Source organism: Solimicrobium silvestre (genome assembly GCF_002976435.1).
GTDB classification, from domain to species: domain Bacteria; phylum Pseudomonadota; class Gammaproteobacteria; order Burkholderiales; family Burkholderiaceae_D; genus Solimicrobium; species Solimicrobium silvestre.
Genome location: NZ_PUGF01000007.1, coordinates 185,296 through 210,618, shown reverse-complemented (window position 1 = coordinate 210,618; position 25,323 = coordinate 185,296). Strand labels below are relative to the sequence as shown.

At 46.9% G+C, this 25,323-nt stretch carries 17 protein-coding genes and 1 pseudogene; 2 read left to right on the top strand and 16 right to left on the bottom strand.

Annotation, left to right across the window (positions count from 1 at the left end; translation table 11 throughout):
- Positions 1 to 304: 304 nt before the first annotated feature.
- Positions 305 to 469 (bottom strand): hypothetical protein, encoded by a 165-nt coding sequence (locus S2091_RS24025; protein WP_165794959.1) that lies wholly within the window; start codon positions 467 to 469, stop codon positions 305 to 307.
- Positions 470 to 1,542: 1,073 nt separating this feature from the next.
- Here S2091_RS24025 and S2091_RS09555 point away from each other — a divergent pair.
- A pseudogene (locus tag S2091_RS09555) lies at positions 1,543 to 2,256 on the top strand (IS6 family transposase).
- 102 nt (positions 2,257 to 2,358) lie between these two features.
- Here the strand turns inward: S2091_RS09555 and S2091_RS09550 are convergent.
- From S2091_RS09550 to S2091_RS09505, 10 genes are all read right to left on the bottom strand, one after another.
- A complete protein-coding gene (locus S2091_RS09550) occupies positions 2,359 to 4,254 on the bottom strand; it encodes an XrtA/PEP-CTERM system amidotransferase (RefSeq protein ID WP_105531570.1) in 1,896 nt (631 codons plus the stop codon).
- A 404-nt stretch (positions 4,255 to 4,658) separates the two neighbouring features.
- A complete protein-coding gene (locus tag S2091_RS09545; protein ID WP_105531569.1) occupies positions 4,659 to 5,846 on the bottom strand; it encodes a TIGR03088 family PEP-CTERM/XrtA system glycosyltransferase in 1,188 nt (395 codons plus the stop codon).
- A 9-nt stretch (positions 5,847 to 5,855) separates the two neighbouring features.
- Positions 5,856 to 7,412 (bottom strand): exosortase A, encoded by a 1,557-nt coding sequence (gene xrtA / locus S2091_RS09540; protein ID WP_243405377.1) that lies wholly within the window; start codon positions 7,410 to 7,412, stop codon positions 5,856 to 5,858.
- Between the two features lies 1 nt (position 7,413).
- On the bottom strand, positions 7,414 to 8,676 hold the full coding sequence (locus S2091_RS09535; RefSeq protein WP_243405376.1) for a TIGR03087 family PEP-CTERM/XrtA system glycosyltransferase: 1,263 nt from the start codon (positions 8,674 to 8,676) through the stop codon (positions 7,414 to 7,416).
- The gene (locus S2091_RS09530; RefSeq protein WP_105531567.1) at positions 8,673 to 9,776 is read right to left on the bottom strand and encodes a FemAB family XrtA/PEP-CTERM system-associated protein; all 1,104 of its coding nucleotides are present in this window, start codon (positions 9,774 to 9,776) and stop codon (positions 8,673 to 8,675) included. The genes S2091_RS09535 and S2091_RS09530 overlap by 4 nt, the downstream gene beginning before the upstream one ends.
- A complete protein-coding gene (locus tag S2091_RS09525; protein WP_105531566.1) occupies positions 9,773 to 10,630 on the bottom strand; it encodes an XrtA system polysaccharide deacetylase in 858 nt (285 codons plus the stop codon). The genes S2091_RS09530 and S2091_RS09525 overlap by 4 nt, the downstream gene beginning before the upstream one ends.
- Positions 10,631 to 10,632: 2 nt before the next feature.
- Positions 10,633 to 11,631, bottom strand: coding sequence for an XrtA/PEP-CTERM system-associated ATPase (locus S2091_RS09520; protein ID WP_105531565.1), 999 nt, complete (start codon positions 11,629 to 11,631; stop codon positions 10,633 to 10,635).
- A gap of 10 nt (positions 11,632 to 11,641) precedes the next feature.
- Entirely contained in the window at positions 11,642 to 13,381 is a 1,740-nt protein-coding gene (locus S2091_RS09515; RefSeq protein WP_105531564.1) for a TIGR03016 family PEP-CTERM system-associated outer membrane protein, read from the bottom strand.
- Entirely contained in the window at positions 13,362 to 14,285 is a 924-nt protein-coding gene (locus S2091_RS09510) for an XrtA-associated tyrosine autokinase (RefSeq protein WP_243405375.1), read from the bottom strand. Before S2091_RS09510 ends, S2091_RS09515 begins: the two co-directional genes overlap by 20 nt.
- Positions 14,286 to 14,365: 80 nt before the next feature.
- Positions 14,366 to 15,892: an XrtA system polysaccharide chain length determinant gene (locus S2091_RS09505; protein WP_105531563.1), complete on the bottom strand. Its 1,527-nt coding sequence runs from the start codon at positions 15,890 to 15,892 to the stop codon at positions 14,366 to 14,368.
- Positions 15,893 to 16,388: 496 nt separating this feature from the next.
- Between S2091_RS09505 and S2091_RS09500 the strand changes: the two genes are divergently transcribed.
- Positions 16,389 to 17,021: an XrtA/PEP-CTERM system exopolysaccharide export protein gene (locus S2091_RS09500; protein ID WP_105531562.1), complete on the top strand. Its 633-nt coding sequence runs from the start codon at positions 16,389 to 16,391 to the stop codon at positions 17,019 to 17,021.
- Between the two features lie 374 nt (positions 17,022 to 17,395).
- Here S2091_RS09500 and prsT read toward each other — a convergent pair whose 3' ends face one another.
- From prsT to S2091_RS09475, 5 genes are all read right to left on the bottom strand, one after another.
- A complete protein-coding gene (gene prsT, locus S2091_RS09495; RefSeq protein ID WP_207769667.1) occupies positions 17,396 to 20,176 on the bottom strand; it encodes an XrtA/PEP-CTERM system TPR-repeat protein PrsT in 2,781 nt (926 codons plus the stop codon).
- A 378-nt stretch (positions 20,177 to 20,554) separates the two neighbouring features.
- Positions 20,555 to 21,664, bottom strand: coding sequence for a GNAT family N-acetyltransferase (locus S2091_RS09490; protein ID WP_133166890.1), 1,110 nt, complete (start codon positions 21,662 to 21,664; stop codon positions 20,555 to 20,557).
- A gap of 51 nt (positions 21,665 to 21,715) precedes the next feature.
- Positions 21,716 to 22,753: an NAD-dependent epimerase/dehydratase family protein gene (locus S2091_RS09485; RefSeq protein ID WP_105531559.1), complete on the bottom strand. Its 1,038-nt coding sequence runs from the start codon at positions 22,751 to 22,753 to the stop codon at positions 21,716 to 21,718.
- Between the two features lie 34 nt (positions 22,754 to 22,787).
- Positions 22,788 to 24,071: a nucleotide sugar dehydrogenase gene (locus tag S2091_RS09480; protein ID WP_105531590.1), complete on the bottom strand. Its 1,284-nt coding sequence runs from the start codon at positions 24,069 to 24,071 to the stop codon at positions 22,788 to 22,790.
- Between the two features lie 395 nt (positions 24,072 to 24,466).
- Positions 24,467 to 25,273 carry a S1 family peptidase gene (locus S2091_RS09475; protein ID WP_105531558.1) on the bottom strand — a complete coding sequence of 269 codons (807 nt, stop codon included), beginning with the start codon at positions 25,271 to 25,273 and terminating at the stop codon, positions 24,467 to 24,469.
- Positions 25,274 to 25,323 lie beyond the last annotated feature (50 nt).

Sequence of the window (25,323 nt, the reverse complement as noted above, 5' to 3'; positions counted from 1 at the left end):
TCCAAACCAATCATTTTTACGGTAGTATCCATTTCGGACTCCTTCTCTTGATTGTCGCTTGCCAGCCCACCTGGCTCGCTAGGCACATTATGATGCCGTTTTCAGGAGGGTGGAGTCCATTTCATTAAGGTGTAATGTAGGGTGTCATTAGCATAGCGTAATGCGCCAAGTGACGAGCCTTAACGCTGCAATAATATTCTTTCTCTTTTAAATAATAAAAAAGCCGCTCCCTCCAGTAGCTACTGGATAGGAGTGGTTTTTTTTAGCGGCGAAGAGAAGCCGCGGAATCTAATGTGTTTATCGCTTAGCCAATCGCCAGCAAGAACCCCTGCACAAACGCCGTCCGTTGCGCACCTGGTACGATATACCCATACTCGCTGGCACGCACCAAGGCCATGTCTGGCCCGTCTCCCGGCCGCGCCGCAGCCTCTCCCTTCATGAACGCCACATCCGCCGCTGACATCAACATAGTTCACTCCTTTTGCATTAATAAAATTAACCTTAAAACCGTACATGGATTGGTCGCTTGTCCACACCAGCGTTCACTAAATCATTCACTCCAGCCTACACGCCAGCATATACTTGAGCGCATACTCGAGAGCATACTAACTACCCAGACACCTAGAGGACAGGATATGGAATGTATATACGCGACAAGCCGCGCACATACACCGGTAAAAACTGCTTGGTGGCCTTCGTCCCCCTTCGCATTTTTACCTTTCCTCTTGCTCAGGGCTAACGCCCCGAGACCCGTCTGAAAATTAGTAATACTAATTCTGCTGCATCTAATGCAGGATAGGCTCTTCGAGCCGCTTGCATTGCAACGATGCGATTGTCCAACTTCCGTGCGAACAACTCTCAATAAATTTACATTTAAATAATTAGTAATACTAATCCTGCGGATCTAACGCAGGATAGGCTGACGCCACCATTTGCATTGCAAGGTCGGCGACTTTATTTCGTGGATGCATTTCCTTTTTTAACTAGTGAAAAGGAATGCATCATGAGCCGTCGTCCATCGAAGCGTAACAATATAAAACTGTTGCTGACCTTGCTCCGGCTGATTGTTGATTTGTTAGATATGTTATTTAATTAAAAAAAGCTCCCCTAACCCTGTCGGGGGTGGGGAGCTTCCTTTAGCGGCGAAGTACAGCTGCCTGATTTTATCGTTTAGCCGTTTTAGTCTCTTGAACGGCGCAGCGTGCCCGTAAAAATGGGTGTGTTTACACTTTTGCGGAAAATATCCTTTGAAATCAGTGAGTTAAAATCAATTGTAAACAAAAGTTAGCTTATTACTATTTTTGTTTACAGCAAAGTCCTTATTTCATGCGGGTTTCAAGGCACATTGTAAGGTGCGTATGGTGTGTAAAAACTAGGGCAGGCAAATCACGTTATTTGGGGCTTATTCAATGCATATGGGCAACAAAATTAGATCAAAAAAGCGTATTAAAATACTATTTTTAATTTCGATGGATACAGATCGCAATTGCGATGGAAATATCAGGTACTGTCAGGTTAATTGAGAACGATTTATGATGTTGCATGAATTCATCAAAACCTCTTTATTTTCGTCGTCGATTTCCCTCTGAAATCATCAGCCACTGTGTTTGGCTCTACTTTCGTTTTTCTTTAAGTTACCGTGATATTGAAGAAATGATGGGCAAACGTGGTGTGATCGTCTTCTATGAAACCATACGCGACTGGTCGCAAAAATTTGGTGGTATCTATGCAAAACGGTTGCGCGCTCGATCAAACAGACCCAATGATTACTGGCATCTTGATGAAGTGTACCTTTCTATAAACGGCAAATCACACTATCTTTGGCGCGCCGTCGATCAAGATGGTGAAATATTGGATATTTTAGTTCAGCCACGTCGTAATAAATACGCCGTAAAAAAGTTCTTTCGCAAATTACTCAAAAAATTGCACTACATTCCACGTGTCATCATTACCGACAAATTGCGAAGCTACGCAGCAGCCAAGGCTGAAATAATGCCTGGGGTTAAACACGTCCAAGATAAAGGCGCAACTAATCGTGCCGAGAATTCGCATTAACCAACCCGCGAGCGCGAACGGCGAATGCGTGGATTTAAATTAGCCGGACAAGCCCAACGATTCTTAGCGAGCTATAGCGCGATTGCATCATTTTTCTGCCCAGGCCGACATTTACTGTCGGTTAAAAACTATCGTGAAATCATGCGCCAGAGGTTTATTCAATGGAATGAAATAGTGCATTCTGGCTTCACATTTCAATAAATGCCGTCCAAAGTAAGTATTTTTCGTCGAAATTTTTAACCTGCATTTATTTCAAAGTTAACCTGACAGTGCCTCGTTTATGGGTGTTTTCAAAAAATTTCCTTATGAATTAACGCTTACCCGCAAAAACGTAGCAAACATCAGTAACGACCACAATGGTGCGCTGTAATCCTTGAGGCCAGATTCATGTTGTTCCAGCATGTGGTGCAAATACGGCTCATTAAAAATCCCGGTATCCAGCATCATCGGATTGAGTACGGCGGCTCTGACTTTGCTGCGTAACGGGCCCCTAATCCAGTCGGCTAGCGGGATTGAAAATCCTTTTTTAGCGCGATATAAAATTTCATCCGACAGATACGGTTGTAGCGATTTCTTGAAAATGTACTTACCTTCAGCACCGCGCAGCTTCATGGTTGGCGGCAGTCCGGAAACCCATTCCACAAAAGTATGATCGAGTAACGGCACGCGCACTTCCAGTGAATGCGCCATACTGGCTCGGTCGACCTTGGTTAGGATATCTCCGGGTAAATAGGTTTTAAAATCGAGATACTGAATCAGCGACAGTGGGTCTTCGGTGGGCGCAAGTGCGGCATGTTCCTGCATGACTTGAATTGCCCGGTAACCTTGCAGTTCGGTGCGGAACTGGTCGTTGAATAATTGATCTCGCACTCGGTCCGGCATGATAGATACGCCGTGAAAATAGCCTTCTACCAAATCGTTAGCCAGTGCCTCGAAAGTTGTTTTGGCGCGGAACATGCGCGGTGCCCAATCTGCTTTGGGATAGAGTTTGCCTAGGGTTCCAAACAGCGGTTTGCGTAGCCCTGATGGGAGTATCGAGCGTACGCTTTGTTCTGCCATCGCATAGCGGTAGCGGCGGTAGCCGGCAAAATTTTCATCGCCGCCATCTCCGGATAACGCCACCGTGACTCGTTTGCGCGCTAACTGGCAAACTCGGTAAGTCGGAATCGCCGAGCTGTCGGAATACGGCTCGTCGTATAAGTGGGCCAGGGTGTCGATCAAGCCGTAGTCATCCATGCTCACGGTGTTGGTGTGGTGGGTCGTTTCATAGCGCTGTGCGACTTGGTTGGCAAACTGGGATTCGTCATAGGCGGGGTCGTTAAATGCAATCGAGCAGGTATTTACGGCTTCTTTGTTTTTTTGCGCCATCATTGCTACGACCGCGCTTGAGTCAACGCCGCCTGACAGGAATGCGCCTAACGGCACTTCTGCAACCATTTGGCTTTGTACTGAGTCGCGCAAGCGATCGATTAGCTCATGCGCTATCTCTTGCTCGCTTCTTGGTGGTTCTGTTTTAAAAGGTAAGTCCCAATATTTGACTTGCTGAACTGAGTTGTCTCCTACCTTGATTGTGATGTGATGGCCGGGGCTGAGTTTGTAGGCGTTGTTAAAAATAGTTTTTGGTTCGGGTATGTAGCCGTAGGCGAAATAGTCTTCTACCGCTTGCGGGTTTAATTTTCTCGATAGGGCAGGGAAGGTCATGATCGATTTTAATTCTGAGCCGAAAACGAAAAAACCGTCTGGTAGTAAGGAGTAGAACATGGGTTTGACGCCTACATGGTCGCGCGCCAGGAATAGGGTTTGCTGGTTGCGATCCCATATGCCGAAAGCGAACATGCCGCGGAAGTGATGTACGCAGGATTCGCCCCATTCTTCCCAGGCGTGTACGACCACTTCGGTGTCGGAACGGGTGTGGAATTTGTGGCCTAGTTGGATTAGCTCGGACATTAATTCGCGGTAATTGTAGATTTCGCCGTTGTAGACGATTACTACGCTGCGGTCTTCATTGAATAGGGGTTGCTGGCCTGACTCTAGATCAATTACTGATAGGCGGCGATGGCCCATTCCTAGAGCAGTTTCCAGGTGCAGTTCACCTTCGTCCGGGCCGCGGTGGTGCTGGCTTTCGTTCATTTTGTTTAGGGTTTGACGGTTTATTTCTCTGGTGCCTTGGGTGTCAAATATTCCTACTATTCCGCACATGATGTTTGGGTTTCCCTGAGTTTGTCGGTTTTTAAATTAATCTGCTACTGCGGTACTTTTAAGGTCAGTAGGCCGGTGGTAGACCCTGTATCCCTATAGGGAGGGAGTCTCCGCCTGCATGCGGAGACCGTTCCGCAGGTGAGTGGCATGCCACTCAAAACCCCTGCTACACCGGCGGCTAGTTACCTTTTTTGCTTCGCCAAAAAAGGTAACCCAAAAAAGGCGACCACGCTATTTCGGAAACCCCGATTTTTCTAAGAAAAAAAGGGAAAAGTTCGAAACTCGCTACGCTCAAACAACGAACCTTTCTGATCCTTTTTTCCTTAGAAAAACCGGCCGAACTAGAAGTGGGGGTAGGTCAAAACCAACGTCAAAGGCAACGTCAACTACAACACATACATATTTCAATCAGCTCTGGGTATTACATGAGCTAATGGCACATGCTTAAATTTTTCTTTGCACAATACATCGTACAAATTGGTATAGGCATTTAACATCGACGTCAGGCTGTATTTTTGTTCTATTCGGATGCATGCAGCTGCGCCATGCCGTGTTGCAAGCTCAGGTTGCTTTATATAGTTTGCAAGTGCATTTGCCAGCGCTTCCTCATCAGCGGCGGGTACTAAGCTGCCATGAATTTGGTCGCTAATCACTTCTGGAATGCCGCCTACGTGTGATGCTACTACCGGCAGGCCGCAGGCCATTGCTTCTAGTAGTGTTACCGGTGTGCCTTCGGCTAATGACGGTAAGGTAAATAGTGTGAAGCTGTGCATTAATTCGGTAACGTCTGCGCGTGCGCCAGGTAGCCAGACCACATTGCTCAAACCGGCGGCCTCTACCTGCATTTTTAGTGTTGGTAGCAATGGGCCATCGCCAATTATGCTGAGTCTTAATCTATCTTTGTGCTGTGGTAATAGCTGCTGCAAGCGTTGAAAAGAACGCACTAAGCCGCTGTGGTTTTTGATGTCTTGAATTCGTCCTACGGTGCCGATAACAAGGTGTTCTGATGTCCAGGGTGACGCTGGTATCGATACTGATTTGTTGGGCTGAAATTTTTCTGTGTCGACGCCATTATTGATTAGCAATTGCTTAGCGACGGGGATGCGCACAACCTTTGTTAGCCATTGTTGCAGGTCGCTTGATACTGGTACATAACGATCAATTAATGGGGCTAGGTGGCGGCGCAAAAAGTTATGCTTGGTATTTTTCCCTTCTGGGTCGGCCATGTCGCGCCCGTGTTCCGCATGTATGCGTATCGGTACGCCCGCTAACGCTGCGGTAAAGGTATATTCTATCGTCGCCAGATTGTAGGTGTGTAGAATTGTTGGACGCAATTTTCTCAATAATTTCCATAACGCGATATGAATATCAAACCCTAATCCTGGAGGTTTATGTAGCGCATAAATCTCTACTCCTGGTTGTGTGATTTTGTTGGAAAATTCGGTAAAGTCAGTTAGGCAAATGATTGCGTGGCGATAGCGATTCGGTGGAATATGGTTGACGCACTCGACGAGTAATGTCTCAAGCCCGCCAAAATCCAGACGGAAAATAAGGTGCACTACCAAGGGTGCGGGGTTGATTATTGCTGACATGATTTCAACTCATGGCTTTCGATTGGCATTCAGCGTTGCTTCGATTCTGTCCAGATTCGTGCTCAGGAACCGCCGCAATACTAAGCGCGCTTCTTCTGGATTTTCAGTATAGGGAGCCGACAAGATTACTGCGGCACCATCGTCGCCGGCTATTCGTAATTTATCCCGGGTTTGTAATATTTTGCCCAGATAATTATTGACGATGAATTGGCCGCTAATCCAATTCCAGGACCAGACTAGCAAATGTTCGCTACTGCTTTTGATTTGCGCTTCACTTACCGATAAGGTACGGGCTGCGCCTAGGTTGATGCCGTTAAATTTTTCATCGCGGGTGATTGTGCTGGTCTTGATCCACAACTCTTCGCCGTCACGGATCATGCGGTTGTTGCTGCTGATGAGCGCCGTGTCATGGGTTTGGTTGCGGTAGTACTTCACCAGTAAATTAATTTGATGACCATCCTTGGCATAAGACTGGTTGAGTTCTGTGCTGTCAGGCAGGTAGCTTGGACTCCAGTCGGTAAACGAACTGGTTTTTGGCCAGTCGGACTGAAAATTATCTAAACGGGCGATGACGGGGTTGTGGTTGGCACGGGTAATATAGTTGGCGTACAACGGCCAGATGGCGAGACAAATGATAACTGCCGCTGTAGCTGCCATTACTTGATAAGTCGTTGCGCCGGCTGTTCCAGTCAGATGATTGATCGCCATTGCCGACCCAGCTTTATCATTATCGTCGCGCCAATAATTACCTATCCAGAACATCAAAAACATCACTAGACCGAAGAATAGCCAGCCGTAGATTATATGGTCTACACCGACTGCCAGTGTCATGCCGCTCAGGTGGCCCAGCATTACGATCAGGTAGGCACGCACGCCATTGGCGAAGATGGGAACGATAATGGCCATGACAACAAAAATCAGTTGCTTCTTCCATGAGTGATAAGTCAGGTAGGCATAGAGGCAGCCGAGGGTAAATGAGGAAATTAAATAGCGCACGCCGCTACATGCTTCGGCAACCTGCCAGTTACCGCTTGGGAGGGAAAAGCTAGTTCCATTACGCAGCACCGGGATGCCGGTCATTTGTAGTGCTGCGACGGTAAAGTCGGCAGTGAAGTTGATCAGCGGTTCGATAAACACGTCGCCGAAAGGTACGGCCAGCATTAAAAAACAGAGAGGAAAAGCCATTGTCAGCGCCATGCGCCAGCCGAGTATGACCAAGACTGTGAGCGGTAGCAGCGCAACAAAGCTGTACTGGCGCACCACTTGCACATCGCCTAAATCAGCTAGCATCCATCCGGCGCCAGCTACCAAGATTAGTGCCAGACCCGGCCAAAACGGTTGGATAGGGAGCAGCGCTAAAGCCTGTCTGCGGCGCCATATTAGCCACAGGCTGATGGGCAGGATGATATAGCCGTGTGCGAACGTTTCTGAGCTATTCCAGATTGAGATGATTGAGGTGGTGGTGCTGAAATAGATCAGGAAGGGCGCAATGAATGCCGCAACAATAGCTAATCCTTTAGCTAATATTTTCCAGTAATTAGCTTCAATTTTTATTGCGGCGTCCACATTAGTACCTTTGCTCTTGTGAATTTATGTTGGAAGATTCACTTCTATCCGGGTCAAGCAATGCATCAACACGGGACAGATTAGCTGTCCAGTTATAACGTGCCAGCACTTTGGCGCGCGCAGCCGACCCCAGCTCTTCCTGTTTGCCGTCCAAAACCAGACAGGCATAGCCCGCAAATTGCGCCGCGTTCTGCGCCATTAATAAATCACGGCCAAGCTCCGCTTCAATTCCTTCTAACGCCTGAGCGGATACCAGTACCGTTTTGGCCATCGCCATCGCTTCTAATACTTTGTTCTGGATACCGCGTGCGATACGCAATGGCGCAACGACAACGCGTGCGTGTGCAAGGTAAGGGCGCACGTCGGGGACTGAACCGGTTACGTGTACTCCCGGTTGCCGGGTCAGATTTTTTACTGCGTCACTCGGTCGTGTTCCGACGATGTAGAAACAGGCCGTTGGGTTGCGTTCACGTATCAGCGGGAGTACTTCTTGTGCGAACCATTGGACTGCGTCGATATTCGGCCAATAATCCATTGCGCCAGTGAAAACGATAACCTGCTGACCTGCGTTGTAGGGATTAGCATGTGTTAACTCGGGTGAGAAATAGTCAGTGTCAACACCGTTGTTAAAAAAATCGATCTTTGCGCTACTTTCAGGTGCCAGGCGTTTGAATAGGTTGGCTTCTGTTTCGGAAACGAAAAGGGATACGTCACATTCCCGCGCCACCCTGCGTTCGTAGTTGAGTAACTGTGTACCTTCTCTTTGGTAAAGCCAGCTCATCGGCCAGATTTTTTTGCCCGCGTATTGCAGCCATTTGTCTGAATCTACGTCGACGAAGTCAATGACTCGCCGTGCCTGAGTTACATGTTCTATAAATTGCGCCATTGCCGATGAAAACACCACGACCCGCTGTATCTGATGTTTGCTCAAGGTGGCGTCGACCCATTCTTGCATTTGCTTATCGCGGTAGTAATCCAGCGAGAGCGGGCGATTTGACAGCAGCGCGCCGAGGCTGCGCACTTTTGCTTTGAGCGGATGTAGTGCACCGAAATAGGACTCGCCGCACATTTCTTTGACGGTATTTACATACTGCCTGTCGTTGTCGTCATCAATAAAACAACCCAGATGCACCTGATAGTTGAGAAGCAAGTGTTTCAGTAAATGGAAGGAGCGTATTTTGTCCCCCTTGTTCGGAGGAAAGGGAATACGGTGCACCAGCAGCAGCAAATTTTCCTTGGCTGGCTTAGTCATCTTGTCCCTCATCCCAGATTCTTCACAATGTGCGGCCCAATGAAATTAGCTACCGACAAGGGCAAGCGCTGCCACATTTTGATGAATAGTTGGTACTTCGGATTCAGGGGATTGTTGTCGGGAACCGCGTTTGATGCGTGCAATTGATATTCGTAATACAGCGGTTGCGGTTCAAAGCCCCAGTTTTTTTTGAAATCGAAGGAGCCGGTGCCGCGCTTGCTGCGCCCGAAATCGAAAATTTTATAGCCTCTGGCGCAGGCGCGGCGCATCAGTTCCCAATACATAAAATCATTGCCCGCGACTTCACGGGCTTCGGCAGTACCGCCACCGTAATACGGAAGCACTTCATCTCTGAAGTAAAAACTCATGACGCTAGCAATGACCCGGCTGTCTTTAGTGATCGTCAGCACCTCACAATCCTCAGCGAATACTTCTTTCAATAATCGGAAGAATTGTTTGGATAAAACGGGTGTACCTAGTCTGTGTACGCTGCTGGCGTAAGCATGGAAGAAGCGCTCTATGCCTTGATCAAGTTCACTGTGTAATTCAGCCTTGATTCCTTTGCGTACCATCGCCCTTTGTTTGCGTGGAATCGCCAGCATATTTTTTTCTTCATCAGGATCGATTTCCTTGCGGAACGTAACATACAGATCTTTGCCGTGCCAAGACGGGTTTTGCGGTTGAATATTGCGGTACTCCAGATAACCAACCTTTAACAACGCCGCCAGCTCTTGGGCTTTCTGCGTTAATGCAAGCTTGGCCGCCGAAGATTCACTGGCGACACCGCCGTACACGCAAAAGGGCAGCGAGCAAAGTGAATGACCAAATAAAGCGCTCTTGATCTCCGCCAACGGTAAAACGCCGATGATTTCATCGCCGGACTCAGCGTAGTAAAACCATGTTCTATGTCCGAACGCACGTTCTATTACGGATTGCCATCCGGCCCGATGAAAAAAAGTAGCATCCGGGCAGCGCTGCACAAACTCGTCCCAACGTTGCGTGTCGTTTGCTTGCATGAGTTTGATAATAAGCGGGGCGCTATTGGCAGCCCTGTCAAGATCGCTATCAGGAGCGCTAAAGCTTTGGAGTGCGTTTTCAGTGACGGTATTCATGATTTTGTCAAAAAAATTTTATCCATGCGACCCCATTTGAAATCGCGCGTCAATGACTTTAATCGCGATTCGGTGCGGGACAGGTTTACATAATGGCGAAAGCGGGTTTTTAGCCCAATATTTTGTTGACGCGGCTGATCTGGGTCGACTTCCCAAGGGTGGAAATAAAAAATACCCGGCTGTTTGTCTTGCTGGTTAACCCGCTGTATCAGCCAATGGGATATTGGGTACGGTAATAAACGAAAAAAACCGCCGCCGCCAGCTGGGTAGTTTCTTTGCATAATACGCACGGTGGTAATCGGCAGCTCCAGCAGGCCATCGGCACCGTTCGGGTAGAACGCAAAACGCGGTGCATCTGGCATGCCATAGTGGTCATGTTTGATTGGATAAATGCTGGAGCTGTAGCGATAGCCTGCTTTAAGCAACGTATCTAGAGCCCACAGGTTTTTGGTACCGATTGAAAAACTCGGTGCGCGATAGCCAAGTATTTTTTGCCCGCCTAAATCTTCTAACAGATGTTTGCTGCTGCTGATATCTTCCATGAATTCCGCTTCAGACTGATCGGAAACGCGTAAGTGTCCGTAGCCGTGGCTGGCTAATTCATGGCCGCCCGCGACGATTTTTTTTATCATGGCCGGATAGCGTTCTGCGATCCAGCCTAATGTGAAAAATGTGGCGTTAACTTGTGCCGCATCGAGCAAGCCTAAAATCAAATCTACATTGCGTTCGACGCGGCAGGTTTGCGAAGGCCAGCTGTCGCGAGAAATGTGGTTGGCAAATGCCGATACTTGGAAATAATCTTCCACGTCGATCGTCATCGCGTTACAAATGGGCTTCGTGGCAGGTGAGTTCATACCTAGTCGGGGGAGTTATTCATCTTTGAAGACGGCAACATTTTCTTCAAGGCGTCAATAACGGAACTAATTGATCGCTCCATCCTGGCCATCCTGTCATCCATATTTTCAGCGTTAGAGTAGGCGTAGGAGTCTTTCAAGCCTAGCGCAGTTAAGTTGACGGGAATTTCAACCTTTTCTGGCGGTAGTTTAAATTCTTGTTTGATGTCGGCAATGACTTGATTGACTTCGGATTCGTCAAAAGCCTGCAACTCTTCGATGTAACCCATCAGAAACATACGATCACACAAGGAATTGATCTTTCTTGGAATGCCGCCGGTGTAGCTATAAATTGCAGAAAAAGCTTCGGTGCTGATGGTTGGATTACCTTTCCAGCCCACTGTTTGTAGCCGGTGTTCGATATACGATTGGGTTTCTCCAATATCAAGTGGGCCAAGGTGGTAGCTGGCAATCACCCTTTGCAGTAATTGTTCCATGTCTTCGCTTAGCAAGACACGTCTGAATTCCGGCTGGCCTAGCAAGAACGTTTGCAGCAGGGATTTGTCTTCGGTATAAAAATTGGACAGCATACGCAATTCTTCTACTGCCCGCGGAGTCAAGTTTTGCGCTTCATCGACGACCAGCAAAGCACGTTTTCCCTGCCTGTCGCATTGCTTAAGAAATTGCTCAACGCGGTGCAGCAAGGTTGCTTTGGTGGCGTTTTCATATTCGAGCCCAAAAGCGGCGGCGACTAGTCTGAGTATGTCGTCGGAGCCGACATGGGTATTGACGATCTGCGCAGCGACGATGTTCTCCGACTTTAACTCGCAGAATAGGTTACGCATGAGCGTGGTTTTACCCGCGCCAATTTCGCCGGTTATGACAATAAAACCTTCACCTTGCGATATCCCATATTCAAGATAGGCCATCGCACGATTGTGACCCTTGCTGCCAAAGAAAAAGCGTGGGTCGGGTTTTAGCTGGAATGGTTTGGCATTAAAGCCATAAAATGTTTCGTACATCGAATACCTATCAAAAGCCGAGTAGGAGGAAAACCGAAATGGCATTTTCCTTAAAATCGCCGGTGCTCACATTGGAATCATTTTGTAGTCGCATGAGTTCCAGCATGGCTTTCAGCTTTGGTTGTAATTGATGGCTAAACGTGAGCGTTGTTGACTTGTTGTTGTAAGTAATTCCCGTACTGTTCGATACGGCTCTTGTGTAGCCTGTCATGATGCTGGCATCAGTCCGTGGGCCGAATTTGACGCTCCATAATGCGTTAGCACCAGTTTGTCGCGTGTTGTTCAGCAATGCCTGATTCGTGTTGCCAAGTAAGCCGGTATCGTCAACGATGCTCACTGATTGCGCATCGCGCTGGATATTGAATAGATTAAGCATCACAGTATTTTGGGCGCCGGTAATCGCAACCGATCCTAACAAACTTTTTTGCAAGAATACTTGATTCGCTAGCGTGTTGACCGAAGAATTCAGTGCGCTTGGTAGGCCATTCTCTTGAATAAATGCATTAACAGCCTGCTGCCTCTGAGCCGCGTCAGGTATGCTAGCCTGCCACAGTGAGTTGAGTAAAGCAGAGGTATTCGTGGTGACAGGAAGCAAATACTGGGAGCGTGTTGTGGTAATACTTTCGTTGTAGCCCAAGGTCCAGACCGTAGCGCGAGTACGCTGGTTTAGCGAAAACATATAGGAATTGCCGTAATAGTGTTTGCCTACGCTGGCAGCAACATTGGTTCTGTCCGACGGCGTCCATGCAAAGCCACCTGACCATGTTGTTCCCGCAGGTGCCTCACTGTTCAGTGCAACATAGTTGTTTTTTTCATACCCTGCGTCACCAGTCAATTCAAACTGGGACGAAAAATGATAGCCAAAATTAAGTATGTTGCTCTGCATCTCAATGTCGGATTCATCGGTGTAATGAATCTTTTGATCGCTGCTCTCGAAGTCCCAATTGAAGGCTTTGAAAGCACTGCCGCTTTTTAGCGATGCTTGAATTGTATCGGCCGTGCTGTTTGTCAGGCCACTTAGACTGGTAGCAACCGAGTCACGCGAGTAACGCAGCTCACCGGTGGCCGTCTGCTGAAACGTCTCATGCAAATAGGGGGAGAGGCTGTACGTTCTGATGGTTACCCGGTTATCCGACAGGTTTAAATTATTGGTAGTATCCGGTCCGAATGGCGTTTGGTTTTGTTGACTGATGTTGGCGGTGCCGTCGATATAAAAAAAGTTATCAATCAGGTCTAGTTTGGACTTGGCATTCAGTTGTTGATTGGTGCGTTCGTTGCCCAGATCATCGCCAGAGTAATGCAAATTTTGTACTGCGTAATCCAAGTCCAGTTTTAACCGCCGGGTGGCCGCTGTTATGTCGATTCCCGGCGCAACTTCTGTAATGAATGCGCTGGTTGCCTGGCCTGCGGGCTGTAACTTGACATTGTCCGTATAGGTTTCGGATAAATTAACTGACGGTGTAATGGTCCAGCCTCTTGCTTGCGCATTAACTGTCGGCGTACTTGCCCCGTTAGATGTCTCCTCATTTGCCTGCGCATTCGCTGCTGTTGTCCCGCTAGTTGTTCCGCCATTAGCTTGCCCATTAACTGTCGCGGCAGGTGTCCCGTTAGTTGTTCCTCCACCAGTTTGCGGATTAGTTTGCGCAAAACTCGGCAATCCTAGCGATAGAGGTGCGACAAAAGCCGCAGCCAATAAGGTATACAAGCGACTCTTTTTGCCCATCGACTGTTTAGCCATAATAGCTACCATAGTATTCCTCGCCTGCAAAAGCTTTAACTTTGTTAAAGAGCAATGTTATATTTTTTTGCGACTGCAATTGACGTAATACTTCTTTGACTGCGTATTGTGTGGTCGACTCCGCTTCGACCACCAGCACAATTTGCCCCATTTGGCTGGCAAGTACTCTGGCCTCAGTACTTAACAGTAAGGGCGGGGAATCAAAAATAACGATACGTTCAGGATAACGGCTGGAAATTTCATCTAACAATCGGCTCATCGCCTGGCTGGCTAGCAACTCGGTAGCGCGTTTGTGACTACGTCCGGCTCTTAGTATGGTTAACGTATCGATGTTAGTTCTTAACATCGCATCAGCGAGATCGAGTTTGTCATCTAGTAATACGTCCATCAAGCCGATAGTGCTGGCATCCTGGTTCTGAACAACACTCAAATAGCGCGGCACGGAAGGGCGAGCCACGTCGGCATCAACTAACAAAACGGTGTGATCTAATTCCATCGCGATACTAATTGCAAGGTTTACCGCGCAGAACGTTTTTCCTTCGCCGGGCAGGGAGCTGGCGACCATGATCAGATTGCCGTGTTTCAGTGCGGCAGCGTTGGCATTAAATGTTTTTTCAATCAACGGGCGTTTAATCCGGCGAAACTCTTCAGCAATCACACTACGTTCGGCATCGGGCGTGACCATGCCAAGCTGATGTAATTGAGCCAGATCTATCTCAATCATTCTTGAGGTGCGTTTCCCCCCTAAAAAGTGAACTTGCGAGGGCGCTGCTGCTTCAGGAATAGTCGTTGTTGTTACTGCTGGTGTCGGTTCTTTCTCTGGTTCGGCTAGGTGCTTTGGTTCAAGCTGGACAGTATCCGGTGCTACTGCTTTGCCATGATCAAGTCTATTAATCGCTTTTTCAATTATGCTCACGCTAACTCCAAATTCCGTTTAAATTTCCGACGTAAATAAAGCTAAATTGCATTTCCCTGAGTCGTGCCATTAAGTAACCACTAAGTGCTGATGTAGATCGTGGTCATCATTGCAGAGTAAAACACCAGAAGCACAAAGAAAGAGAGCACAAATGCATACATACTGCGCTTGCGCCTGACCTTTTCAAGCTCGGTCCAATTCATTGAAACAGATCCAAGAATGGTTAAACCAGTAGCTTCGACTAAATCAAATTGAGTGAGGAAAGTTGGCCTGATTTTGCTCATCAATACAGACCCTAGTACGCCTAGTATTAATGCCGCGACGAAAATAATAGAAAATAATTTCAAGCGATTTGGCCCAACCGGTGATAGCGGCGCCGTTGGAGGATCAATAACCCGGAACGTCATCATCTGGGTCGTTGCGCTCAAGTCGCTGGAAATTTTTGCCGACTCTCTGCTGGCAACGAGTTTTTCATAATTTTCTTTGTTGATCAGGTAGTCGCGATTAAGCTGGGCTAATTGCGATTCAACTTCTGGACCGGCAACCGTTAATGCTTTAAGCCGCGCGCTGCGCGAGGAATATTCTTCAACCCTTGCGTGCATGGAAGCCACCTTGGCTTCGGCGGCCGCTAAAGATACTTTTAATTGCTGGAACAAGGGGTTAGCTGAAAGATTAGCCGCTTCTGGCTTCTTCATTTTTGCTTCTTCTTGTTTGCGAGCTTGTAACTGAGCCAGCAAGCGCTTGGACGAGATGATGTCGGGATGTTCTTCAGTAAATTGCAAGCGTAAGGAGTCAAGGTTTTTGGTTACTGACTGAATGCGATCATCTATTTCTGGATTAGGTACCGCTACCGGTGTCTCATCGGTTTTTGGTGGTAATTCTATGCTGGCGATTTGTTTCTTGATCGCGTCTCGCCCTTGTTCAGCTTCAGCCAATTCCAGTCTGGATTGATTCAGGTTTTCGGTGATATCCATTAACTTGCTGCCGGAATCCGTACCTTGGCGAGGTAGCAGTCCGATATTTTTAAGCTTAAATTCTTTGAGGGCATTCTCTGCCGCTGCCAGTTTTTCTTCGTAAATTTTGATTTGATTATCGATAAACAGAATAGCCTTTTCGGAATCCTGTCTTTCGTCGCCGAGACTACCTTCAACAAAGATGGTCAATAGTGATTGGACTACATCCTTGGCGACCTTGGGACTTTCGTCGTTATAGGTAATGCTGTAGATATCGTTTTGTGTGGTGCTGCTAATTTTGATGGACGAGACTAACGTATCTATTAATTTTTCGCGGTCTTTGCCATTGTTGGTGGTTAAGTCCAGATCAACCATGCGCATGACGCGCTCAATATTAGGGCGACTCAACAGAGTGCGGCTCATGATGGAAACTTGTTGTTCCACATTGGGAACACTGGTCATCCCGGAAAGCAGCGGCTTTAATATACTCTGCGTGTCGACAAAAACCCTGGCTGACGACTGGTAGTTGTCTGGCAATTTGTAAATGACGACAAAGCCGATGACTGAAATTAGCCACGCGATACTTACTGCATACCAGCGATACTTCCAACCGCCCCTGAATAGAGACTGTAGTTGTTTTACCTGATCCCCCATGCGACAAACTCCCATGTGTATGAACAGCGTTAAATACAACGCATAACTTACCAGTTTATTTGAGATAGTTGAATGTTTTATTCAGATATTAATAACATTTCATTGATGCAGAAAAACAAAAAAAACGTAGCTCTAGCTTGGTTTTACCATATGTATAAAACAAAATTGATTCGTAAAATTATGATGGCTGCTGTAAAACAATGTAAGTTAATTTGTTGTAAATTATCAACGAATTACTGAATTTGGGTGAAAAAAAATCGAGGCTGTAGCATAGTGTGTTTCACATTAGCATATCTTAATCCAGTCTGGAAACATTGATTTATGAATTGTTTTCGCCTAAAAATATTTATAGTTGATGAGTGTTAGTTTTTGTTAGTGCATCGTTGCATTTCATCTAGTTGGTGGTAACTTTATTTCTTCTTGTTAACTTAAATTGAGTGTAAGACAGGTTGTCAATTTGTCCTGCGCCCGATCTCATCGCGAATAGGGAATTCAAGTGAATACGCTACGTCTAAATACGCTGAACTGGCTTGCCTGCCTATCATTGGCTGTCTGCATCATCTGCCTCGGCGGATGTGCTACGAACGTGAATCCCCCGGGTAGTACTGATGTACAGGCATCAAATAATGATTACCTGATAGGTGCCGGCGATACGGTCAACGTAATTGTCTGGCGCAACCCAGAGGTGTCGATGGTCGTGCCTGTACGTCCAGACGGTAAAATTACAACTCCACTGGTTGAAGATATTGTCGCTAATGGCAAGACTCCTTCGCAGCTGGCACGCGACATCGAAAAGGCCCTGGCCAAATTTATTCAGCAACCGGTCGTGACGGTGATTGTGACCATGTTTAGCGGGCCCTATGCAGAACAGATACGCGTAATAGGGCAAGCTGCCAAGCCACAAGCGTTGGCCTATCGTCAGGGTATGTCGCTGATGGATGTATTGATTGCTGTCGGCGGTATGACCGATTTTGCAGCAGGTAATAAGGCGAGCATTGTGCGTACTGTTGATGGCAAGCAGCAAAAATTGAGTGTGCGCTTAAATGACTTACTTAAAGATGGTGATATTTCAGCAAATATGCCAGTGCTTCCAGGTGATATATTGGTTATCCCGCAAAGCTTCTTCTAAGTCGTTATTTGTGTCGTAGTAAATTGAGATAAAAATAAAGGCCTCGTTGAGGCCTTTATTTTTTGATTAATTACTATCTTCAGAAACCGTCACTCCCGCGTAGGCGGGAGTCCAGGATTGATGCGGTAAATCGTTAAATAAACAATGCGATTGTTGATGATTTGGTGATGGAATAAGTATCTGAAGCCTTCATTATCATTGCCAGCACTCGCGTGCAACTAGGTTCCCGCCTACGCAAGAGTGACGATGTGTAAGGTCGTGATGCCACGTGTTGAACCTATAACTTCTTGCTTGAGCTATTTTAATTCTCTATGAGGATGGTACCCAATCAGATTATTTTATATAAATCTTATTAGCTATCACCCCCCCCCCATTTACAAGGACATCTGCACCAATAAGCTCTTGGCTTCTTTCATATTCGGGAAGTCTTTGCCAGCTGTAATTTGTTCCAGTTCCTTTCTGGCCTTATCTTTTTCCCCTGATTTGGCTAGTGCAAATGCCAGGTGATATCGCACTTCGCTCTCAGCAGGAATTATTTTGGCGGCTTGCTGTAACATCGGCAGGCCGCGTGCGACTTCGCCTTTTTCTACCAGTATCCAGCCATAGGTATCCAGAATTTGAGGGTTACCCGCCGCGATTTGATACGATTTTTCTGCGTACTGCAATGCCTGCGGATTTTTTTCCTGGTCGTATGCCCAAGCCAGATTATTTAGCGCGACCAAATTATTCGGATCGTTCTTTAAGATAATCTGAAATTGTTCAATGGCGGGTAATTTGCTTTTCTGTGAACCGAGCCAATATATTGCCAAATACAGTCGTGTACTGAGGTCAGTGGGGTTGTCTTTCAGCCACTGTAATACTTTTGCATCGGCTTCTTTATCTTTTCCATTTTGAACCAGCGCATAGTGCAGTTTAACCAGCATTGGGCCGTGTTTGCTCAGGTTGTACGCAGTTTCATATGCTTTTACTGCAAGCTCAGGCTTTTTCTTGGCCATGAGAATGTCGCCCTCCATCACGTAACCTTCTGGTCCTTTTGGACTTTGTTTCTGTACTTGCTGAGCGAATTGTAAAGCTAGCTCAAAATCGCCATGTTTAGTTTGAATACCTGCCATAGCGATTTGTGCTTTGAGGAACTTTGGATCTAATCTAAGGGTTTTTTTCAGTGCGTCAATTGCTTCAGTTTCTTTGCCTATGGAGATGTATGCAACTGCCACGCGGAATTGCTCATCAGGCGAATTGGGCCGTAATGCCGCAAGCATCGTGAAACTTGCTACTGCACCCTGTTTGTCATCGGCCATTTCTTGGGTTTGAGCCAGCAAATTAAGATATCCCCGGTTCTCAGGATTTGACGTTTGTAAATTCTTGGCCATTGTCAGTGCTTTTTGCTTATCTTGTGTACCTAGATAGTATGTAATGAGTATCTGGGCCGCCTGTAGAGATTCTGGATGTTCTTCATGCGCCTTTTCCAGCCACTTTTTTGTTTCCTCTTTGTTGCCTTGTAGTTGCGCTAAACCGGCTAGTGCGAGATTTACCTGAAGATTTTTGTTGTCTTTACTCAGCATGGACATAATTCTTTTTTTTGCCTCATCAAATTTTTTTTCCCGGATATCCATGCTGGCAAGGTTGAAACTTGCTGGAAAGTAAGTAGGTTGCAACGCTAGCGCTTTTTCAAAATTTGCTCTCGCATTCGCCTTGTCATTTTTATTCAAATAAATGCCGCCTGTCAGGTTTTTCAGCATGGGGTTTTCAGGCTGATCTTTTTCTAGCGCCTTAATCGTAGTTAGCGCCTTGTCAAAATCTTGCAGGTGCATATAAGTCATGACTAACAGCACGCCAGATTTGGAGGAGGATGAGGACTTGTTGTTTAATGTTGTGGCTGTTTCCAGCTCGGAAATAGCTCTGTCGTTGTCGCCCATGCTGAGTTTGCTGACGGCCAGTGCGGAGTGGTAATTGGCATTTTCCGGAGCTAAAGCGATCGCTTTTTCGAAGTATTCGTTTGCCTTGGTGTAATTTCTAGTACGGGTTGCCGCGTCACCTGCAATGGCAAATAATTGATTGTCTTGAATGCTGTCGTCTTTTAACGTTGCATCCAGGGTTTCCAGGGCTTTATCCGCTTGTCCGTTTTTGAGCTGGCTGGCGGCCAGCATTTTTTGTGCATACACACTGCCTGGGTTTCCTTCCAGGTATTTTTGTAAGTAGACTTCGGATTGTTTGGTTGATCCTAGTGCGAACTGCACAGCGCCCGTCAATAAGATTGCCGGCATGTACTTAGGCGCACTTTTTTGTACTTGTTGAAGAGATTCAAGCGCCTCTTTATTTTTGCCCTGGCTGAAATCGAGCAGTGCTTGGGTGTAGATGGCGACCAGATTCCCTGGGTTGGCTTTCTTTGCCGCCAGAATATCGGCCTGCGCTTCAGCAAATTTCTTCATGCTGATTTCTACATTGGCTTTTTCGATTAACGCCGTTGAATTGTCTGCTTGCAGTTTCAATGCTTCCCCATAGGCTAACAGCGCCAAATCCGGTTGGCTTTGCATGCGCAATAAGTCACCCTTGAATATCCAGGCTTCGATGCTTTTGGAGTTCTTGCTGGTAGCAAGGTCGGCATACTTGTTCGCCCCTGCAATGTCTTTCTCGAAATAGGCTTGCTTAGAAAGTCCGATCAGTGCAGCTGGGTAGTCGGCTTGTGCCTTGAGTGCTAGTTCATAAGCATCCTTGGCTTCACTATATTGTCTCAACCCTAGTAAGGCGTTGCCGCGCATAGTTAGCATGTCTGGATCGGCGTTGAGATTGGTCGCCTGGTCGGTTTCGCTCAATACTTTCTTGAATTGGCTCTGCAATAATAAAGACTTTGCCAGCAGTGGCAGTACCTGGTCTTTCTTCACTCCCAGGCTGGCTGCTTTACGGAGTTCATTCTCAGCCGAAGCGGCTTCGCCTGTTTCGATATAGATGGTTCCGAGCAGGAGGCGAGCGCTAGAATTATTAGGGTCTTTTTGCAGCGCATTTTTAAGCTGGATTACGGCTGCCTTGTGATCTCCTTTCTGCTCATAGCTTTTGGCATCTGCAATGAACTTTTCAGCGCTTCTAAATTTATTGCATGCGGTTAGGCCGAAGATCAAAAGCAAGGCAACGGGAAGCACTTTTGCACTTGTTTGCACAATTCTATTGAGTGACATATTTTTACCCCTTTTGACTGGAAGTCAAAATCTCGGTTTAGTGACGTTGTTTGAATGCGTTAATGGTGATGGTAATTCGGTGATTTGAACAATTTGCTGCCGCTACATTGAGTTGCGTTGCTATTTTCGATAGGTGGTACTTGTTGTACATCGAGAAGATTACACTAAATTTTCGTTGAAATAATGTGGAAATTATTAACTTTCTTTGAGTTGGATTGGCTTTCTACTGGCAAGCCCTGCGCCATGCCTTGCAATGTGTATTTTTATGATTGCACCCTGATTATTTATAGGTGCATTTTTACAACATCGCAGCATTTTTTCATTCACCATAAATATTGCAACATGGAAACTGCCTTGAAACTATTTATGGAAGCGTTTCGCGTAACGCCGTGCCAAGTGGTAGTAGTAAGCCAACCGGCCTTTTACACTGGCGCGATTAAAGGCAATAATTCCCCAGCGCTCCCGGCGATCCGACATCCAGTCTTGTTTGTAGATTTCATCGCCAGTCAGATAGTCGACCTCATCAACGCGATCGACATCAATCACGTGTTGCATCATATGGGCGGTGAGTATGGAGCCGATAGAGTAGTGGGCGAATTGCTGGTCGTACGCCAGTTTGTAGATAGACGCTTTGCCTTGTTGTACTAACCATATTTGTGCTGCAACAGGTTTGCCGTCTACGTAAGCTAGCCCCAGGCGTAACCATCCTTGTGCAGCGCTTTCCGCCAGCCATCCTGGGATAAAGTCAGGAAAAGGTTCGGGATGCTTCCAGCTATTTTTATATACGTTCATATAGGCTGCTGTAACTATTTCCACATCGGGAATAGTTGCGGCAATTTTTAAATGCAAGCGCCCGGCATTTTGCAGAAAACGGGTTTTACGCAGCACGGTATTTTTCAGCTTGGATGGTAGCGCATCGAAGTATTGCTGGTAGGTTCTTTGTCGTACCTGAAGATACCAATTTCCGAAGCAATAATAGCTATCAACCGCCATCCCTGCCTGACGGAAAGCTTGCTGCATAGTTAGGAACCAGGCCGTGTCGTTGGGTAGTGGGTGCATGTCAACGATGTCCCAGCGCGGGAGTTCGCCAGCGATAAACGTAATCAGCGTATGCAGGTGCTGTTCTGTGTTGAGTTCGGTAAAGACGGGGCCAAACAACGATGAATAATATGTGGCAACGGCGCGCAAGGTGTTAGGTTGCAACGGGTTATGGCTGGATGCGCTAAAACACATTGGCAGGGCTAGATGCGCTTTTAGCTGAGGTGTTTCTGATTGAATGTGTGATTGTAATTCGCTTGATTCAACGCCATAAATGCGTAAATTTAGACTGGCTTCCATTCCCTTGCGGCTTAAATTATGGAACCACGGCCAGCTTAGAAAAAAACCGTCGCGCTGACAGGATGCATCGAACAATGCACGGTAGGCAGCGGGGAGAGCGTCAAAGTTGGTATAGACGCATACCTGTGTCATAGCGCGGCTGTGAAGCGCATATCCGGTTTGCAAACTAATAAATTATCCGGTTTAATTTCTGTTCGCCAAGTCGTGTTTGTACCAGTCCATTGCTTTGCTGAGTCCTTGATCAACCCGATACGCTGGAGCGTAGCCGAGCAATTCGCGCGCTTTGGAAATATCGGCTTGAGAATGGCGGATATCGCCAGCACGGAAAGTTTGAAAACTCGGTTGATGTTCGCGAATGTGAGCAAAGCTGTCTATCAGCGCAGCGCGCATCATTTGGTATAGCTGGTTCAAACTAGTGCTGTCGTTCAGCGCCACATTGTAGACCTGGTTAATGGCAGCACTATCGGTGGTCAGTGCCGCCAAAATATTTGCTTGCACAACGTTTTCTACGTAGCAGAAATCTCTGGTTGTTTCGCCGTCGCCATTAATGTACAGAGCGCGGTTTTGAATCAGCGCGGCGATCCATTGCGGGATGACGGCGGCATAAGCGCCGTTGGGATCTTGCCGTGGGCCAAACACATTAAAGTAGCGCAAGCCTATCGACGAGATGCCATAGCATCGTTGAAAAACATCGGCGTACAGCTCATTGACGTACTTGGTCACCGCGTAGGGCGACAAGGGCTTGCCGATTACGGATTCTACTTTTGGTAAATCAGGATGGTCGCCGTAGGTTGAGCTGGAAGCGGCATAGACAAAACGTTTTACCTGATGATCGCGCGCCGCAACCAGCATGTTGATGTAGCCGGTGACATTGCTGGCGTTGGTGAGCAAGGGGTCTTCTATTGAGCGTGGCACCGATCCTAACGCAGCATGATGCAGCACGTAGTCAACGCCAGCGCATGCTTGCTGGCAGTCGTTAAGGTTGCAGATGTCGCCTTTGATAAAGGTGAAATTGCTCCAGGCGCTGCTACCGACCAGTTCTCGCACCTGATCAAGATTATGCTGATAGCCCGTAGAAAAATTATCCAGTCCGACTACTTTTTGATTTAGCTTTAACAGTGTTTCCAATAAGTTGGAACCAATGAAGCCTGCCACGCCAGTAATCAGCCAACACGATTGTTGCTGCTTCAGTTTTTGTTGGACTTCATGATAAGTAGTCATAGTCAGCCTTAAATTCGTTCGCCGGTAGCAAAAATTAGAGACGCCAGATAGTAAAACCTGCCGCAGTCAATGCGGAGCGATCATATTGTGACTTGATGTCGACGAAGCAGGCGTTGGGAAGAGACTTGGATTGGTAATCAGATAAAGGACGTTGCAGCAATTCGTGGTGTGAGACAGCGGCGATAGTGACGGTGGCTTTGGGTAATTCCGCCCAGCTGTCCAGCTTTAATCCATATTCATGCTGGGCTTCCCCGGCATCGGCGATTGGGTCATGCACATGTACTTCCACGCCATAGGTTTGTAATTCGTAAATCATGTCGGCGACTTTGGAGTTGCGTAAGTCTGGACAATTTTCTTTGAAAGTCAGCCCCATAACATTAACGATGCAACCTTTAACGTGGTGGTTAGCCTTAATAATTTCTTTGACCACTTTCTCGGCAATAAACTTGGCCATGCCATCGTTAATGCGCCTGCCAGCCAGTATCACTTGCGGATGGTAGCCAAGCATGTCGGCTTTATGGGTCAGGTAATAGGGATCAACGCCGATGCAGTGGCCGCCAACTAAGCCCGGTCTGAAATTGAGGAAATTCCATTTGGTACCGGCGGCCTGTAAGACTTCAAGCGTATCAATACCGATCATGTCGAAAATAATCGACAACTCATTCATTAGGGCAATATTTAAATCGCGCTGGGTGTTCTCAATTACCTTGGCCGCTTCGGCTACCTTGATGTTGGAGGCGCGATAAACACCTGCTTTGATGATGGTTTCATAGAGCGTCGCAATTTTGTCCAGCGTGTCTGCATCGTCGCCGGAAACTACTTTGATGATGTTGGGTAAGGCATGTTCTTTGTCGCCGGGATTGATGCGTTCTGGAGAGAAGCCGACATGGAAGTCTTGCTTCCATTTCATGCCGGAAAAGCGCTCCAGGATGGGAATACAGATCTCTTCGGTGGCGCCGGGATAAACGGTGGATTCGTAGACGACAATCGCGCCGCGTTTCATATTTCTGCCGACTGTTTCGCTGGCACCGCGCAGTGGTGTGAAGTCAGGGTTATGGGCAAAGTCGACTGGTGTTGGCACCGCAATGACGATGAAGTCGGCGCAGGACAAGGTGCTTGGATCGGTGCTGGTGGTTAAATACTCAGCAGCACGCATCTCTTCAATAGATAACTCTCCGTTAGCGTCAATAAACTTGTGAAAGTTTGACACTTTTTTTTCGGAAAGATCGAAGCCGACCGTCTTAATTTTTTTCCCGAACTCGACAGCCAACGGGAGTCCTACATAGCCAAGCCCTACTACGCCAACTGTTGTATTCATTTGAATGTCTACTTTTGCGGTGAGGTCGAATGAATATATCAGATGCATTAAAAATCCACAATCTGGGAATAGTTACTCAGGGCAACGGGGGAAAGGTGAGCGTTAAATCGTGGTATTTTGTACTTAAAATTGCCTTAAAGCATGAGTTATTTTGATGTTTTTATCTCAATATACCGTAGTATAAAAATTAACTTTTAACTGTAGAGGCTAAACCTTGTATTGGGTTAATAATAAACTATCGAAAAGCGTATTTTTAATCGATGGGAAACCCATTCGATACGTTAAATATTATAAAAAAACAGGGGGGTATATGGAATTGGCCTAAATTGTCGGAATTAGTGCTCAGTTCATCGTTTATTTTTGAAAAAACACTGACAAAATCCAGCCTTCAAAAATCACGGAACTTTTAATTTAAGAATGTCGCTGACATAATTAACTGGAATCGCATAGCTGATACCGCTCGGATTTGTAATGGCCGCTTCTTTTAATCCTTTAACAAAAACCATGTTGATGACACCGAGTACTTTGCCGTTTTGTGGGTCAAAGAGTGGGCTGCCACTGTTGCCCGGGTAAGCGGTTGCATCCAGTTGGAGGACGATAAAAGGAGTGCGGCGTAATTGCGCTGCCATTTTGGGATTCAGTTGCAGTGCAGTCAGAGCTGGCCTGACAATTGGCGTGAGAGCAGAAATGATTCCTTGATGGGTTACGTGCTGAAATCCAAGGACTATACCCAGAGGAAATCCGGTAAAGGCGATCGACTGGCCTTCGTCGACTTGGCTAATATCTCCTAAAGTTAGTGCTGGTAGCGGAGTTCCGCCGATGGTTAATCGGGCCAGGTCATGCTCTTCATCAACGGCCGTAATTACCGCCGTCCGGAATTCCGGCGTATCGCCTTTCCGCTCGATTAACACTCCTAGCGTTTCCTGTTCAGCAGCATTTAAAGGCGTATTGATCACATGGGCATTGGTAATAATAGTCAGCCCGTCGCCTACCGCAAATCCTGTTCCTTTAAAGCTAATGGCTGGGCTGCGGGTTTTTTGTACAGAGCCTATGGCGACCACCGATGGCTTAATCGCCTTGATCACGTCACTAAAGTCGCTGGCGTAAAGAGGCTTGGCAAGAGTTAAAAAAAGGCAATATAGCACCAGTAATTTAGCGCGCCGTGCGAGGGAAATACGGGGGGTAGAGTTGGTGAGATTCATTGAGCACAATCATTAAAATTGTTCTTTGTTTCTGTATCTCTGCTACGCTT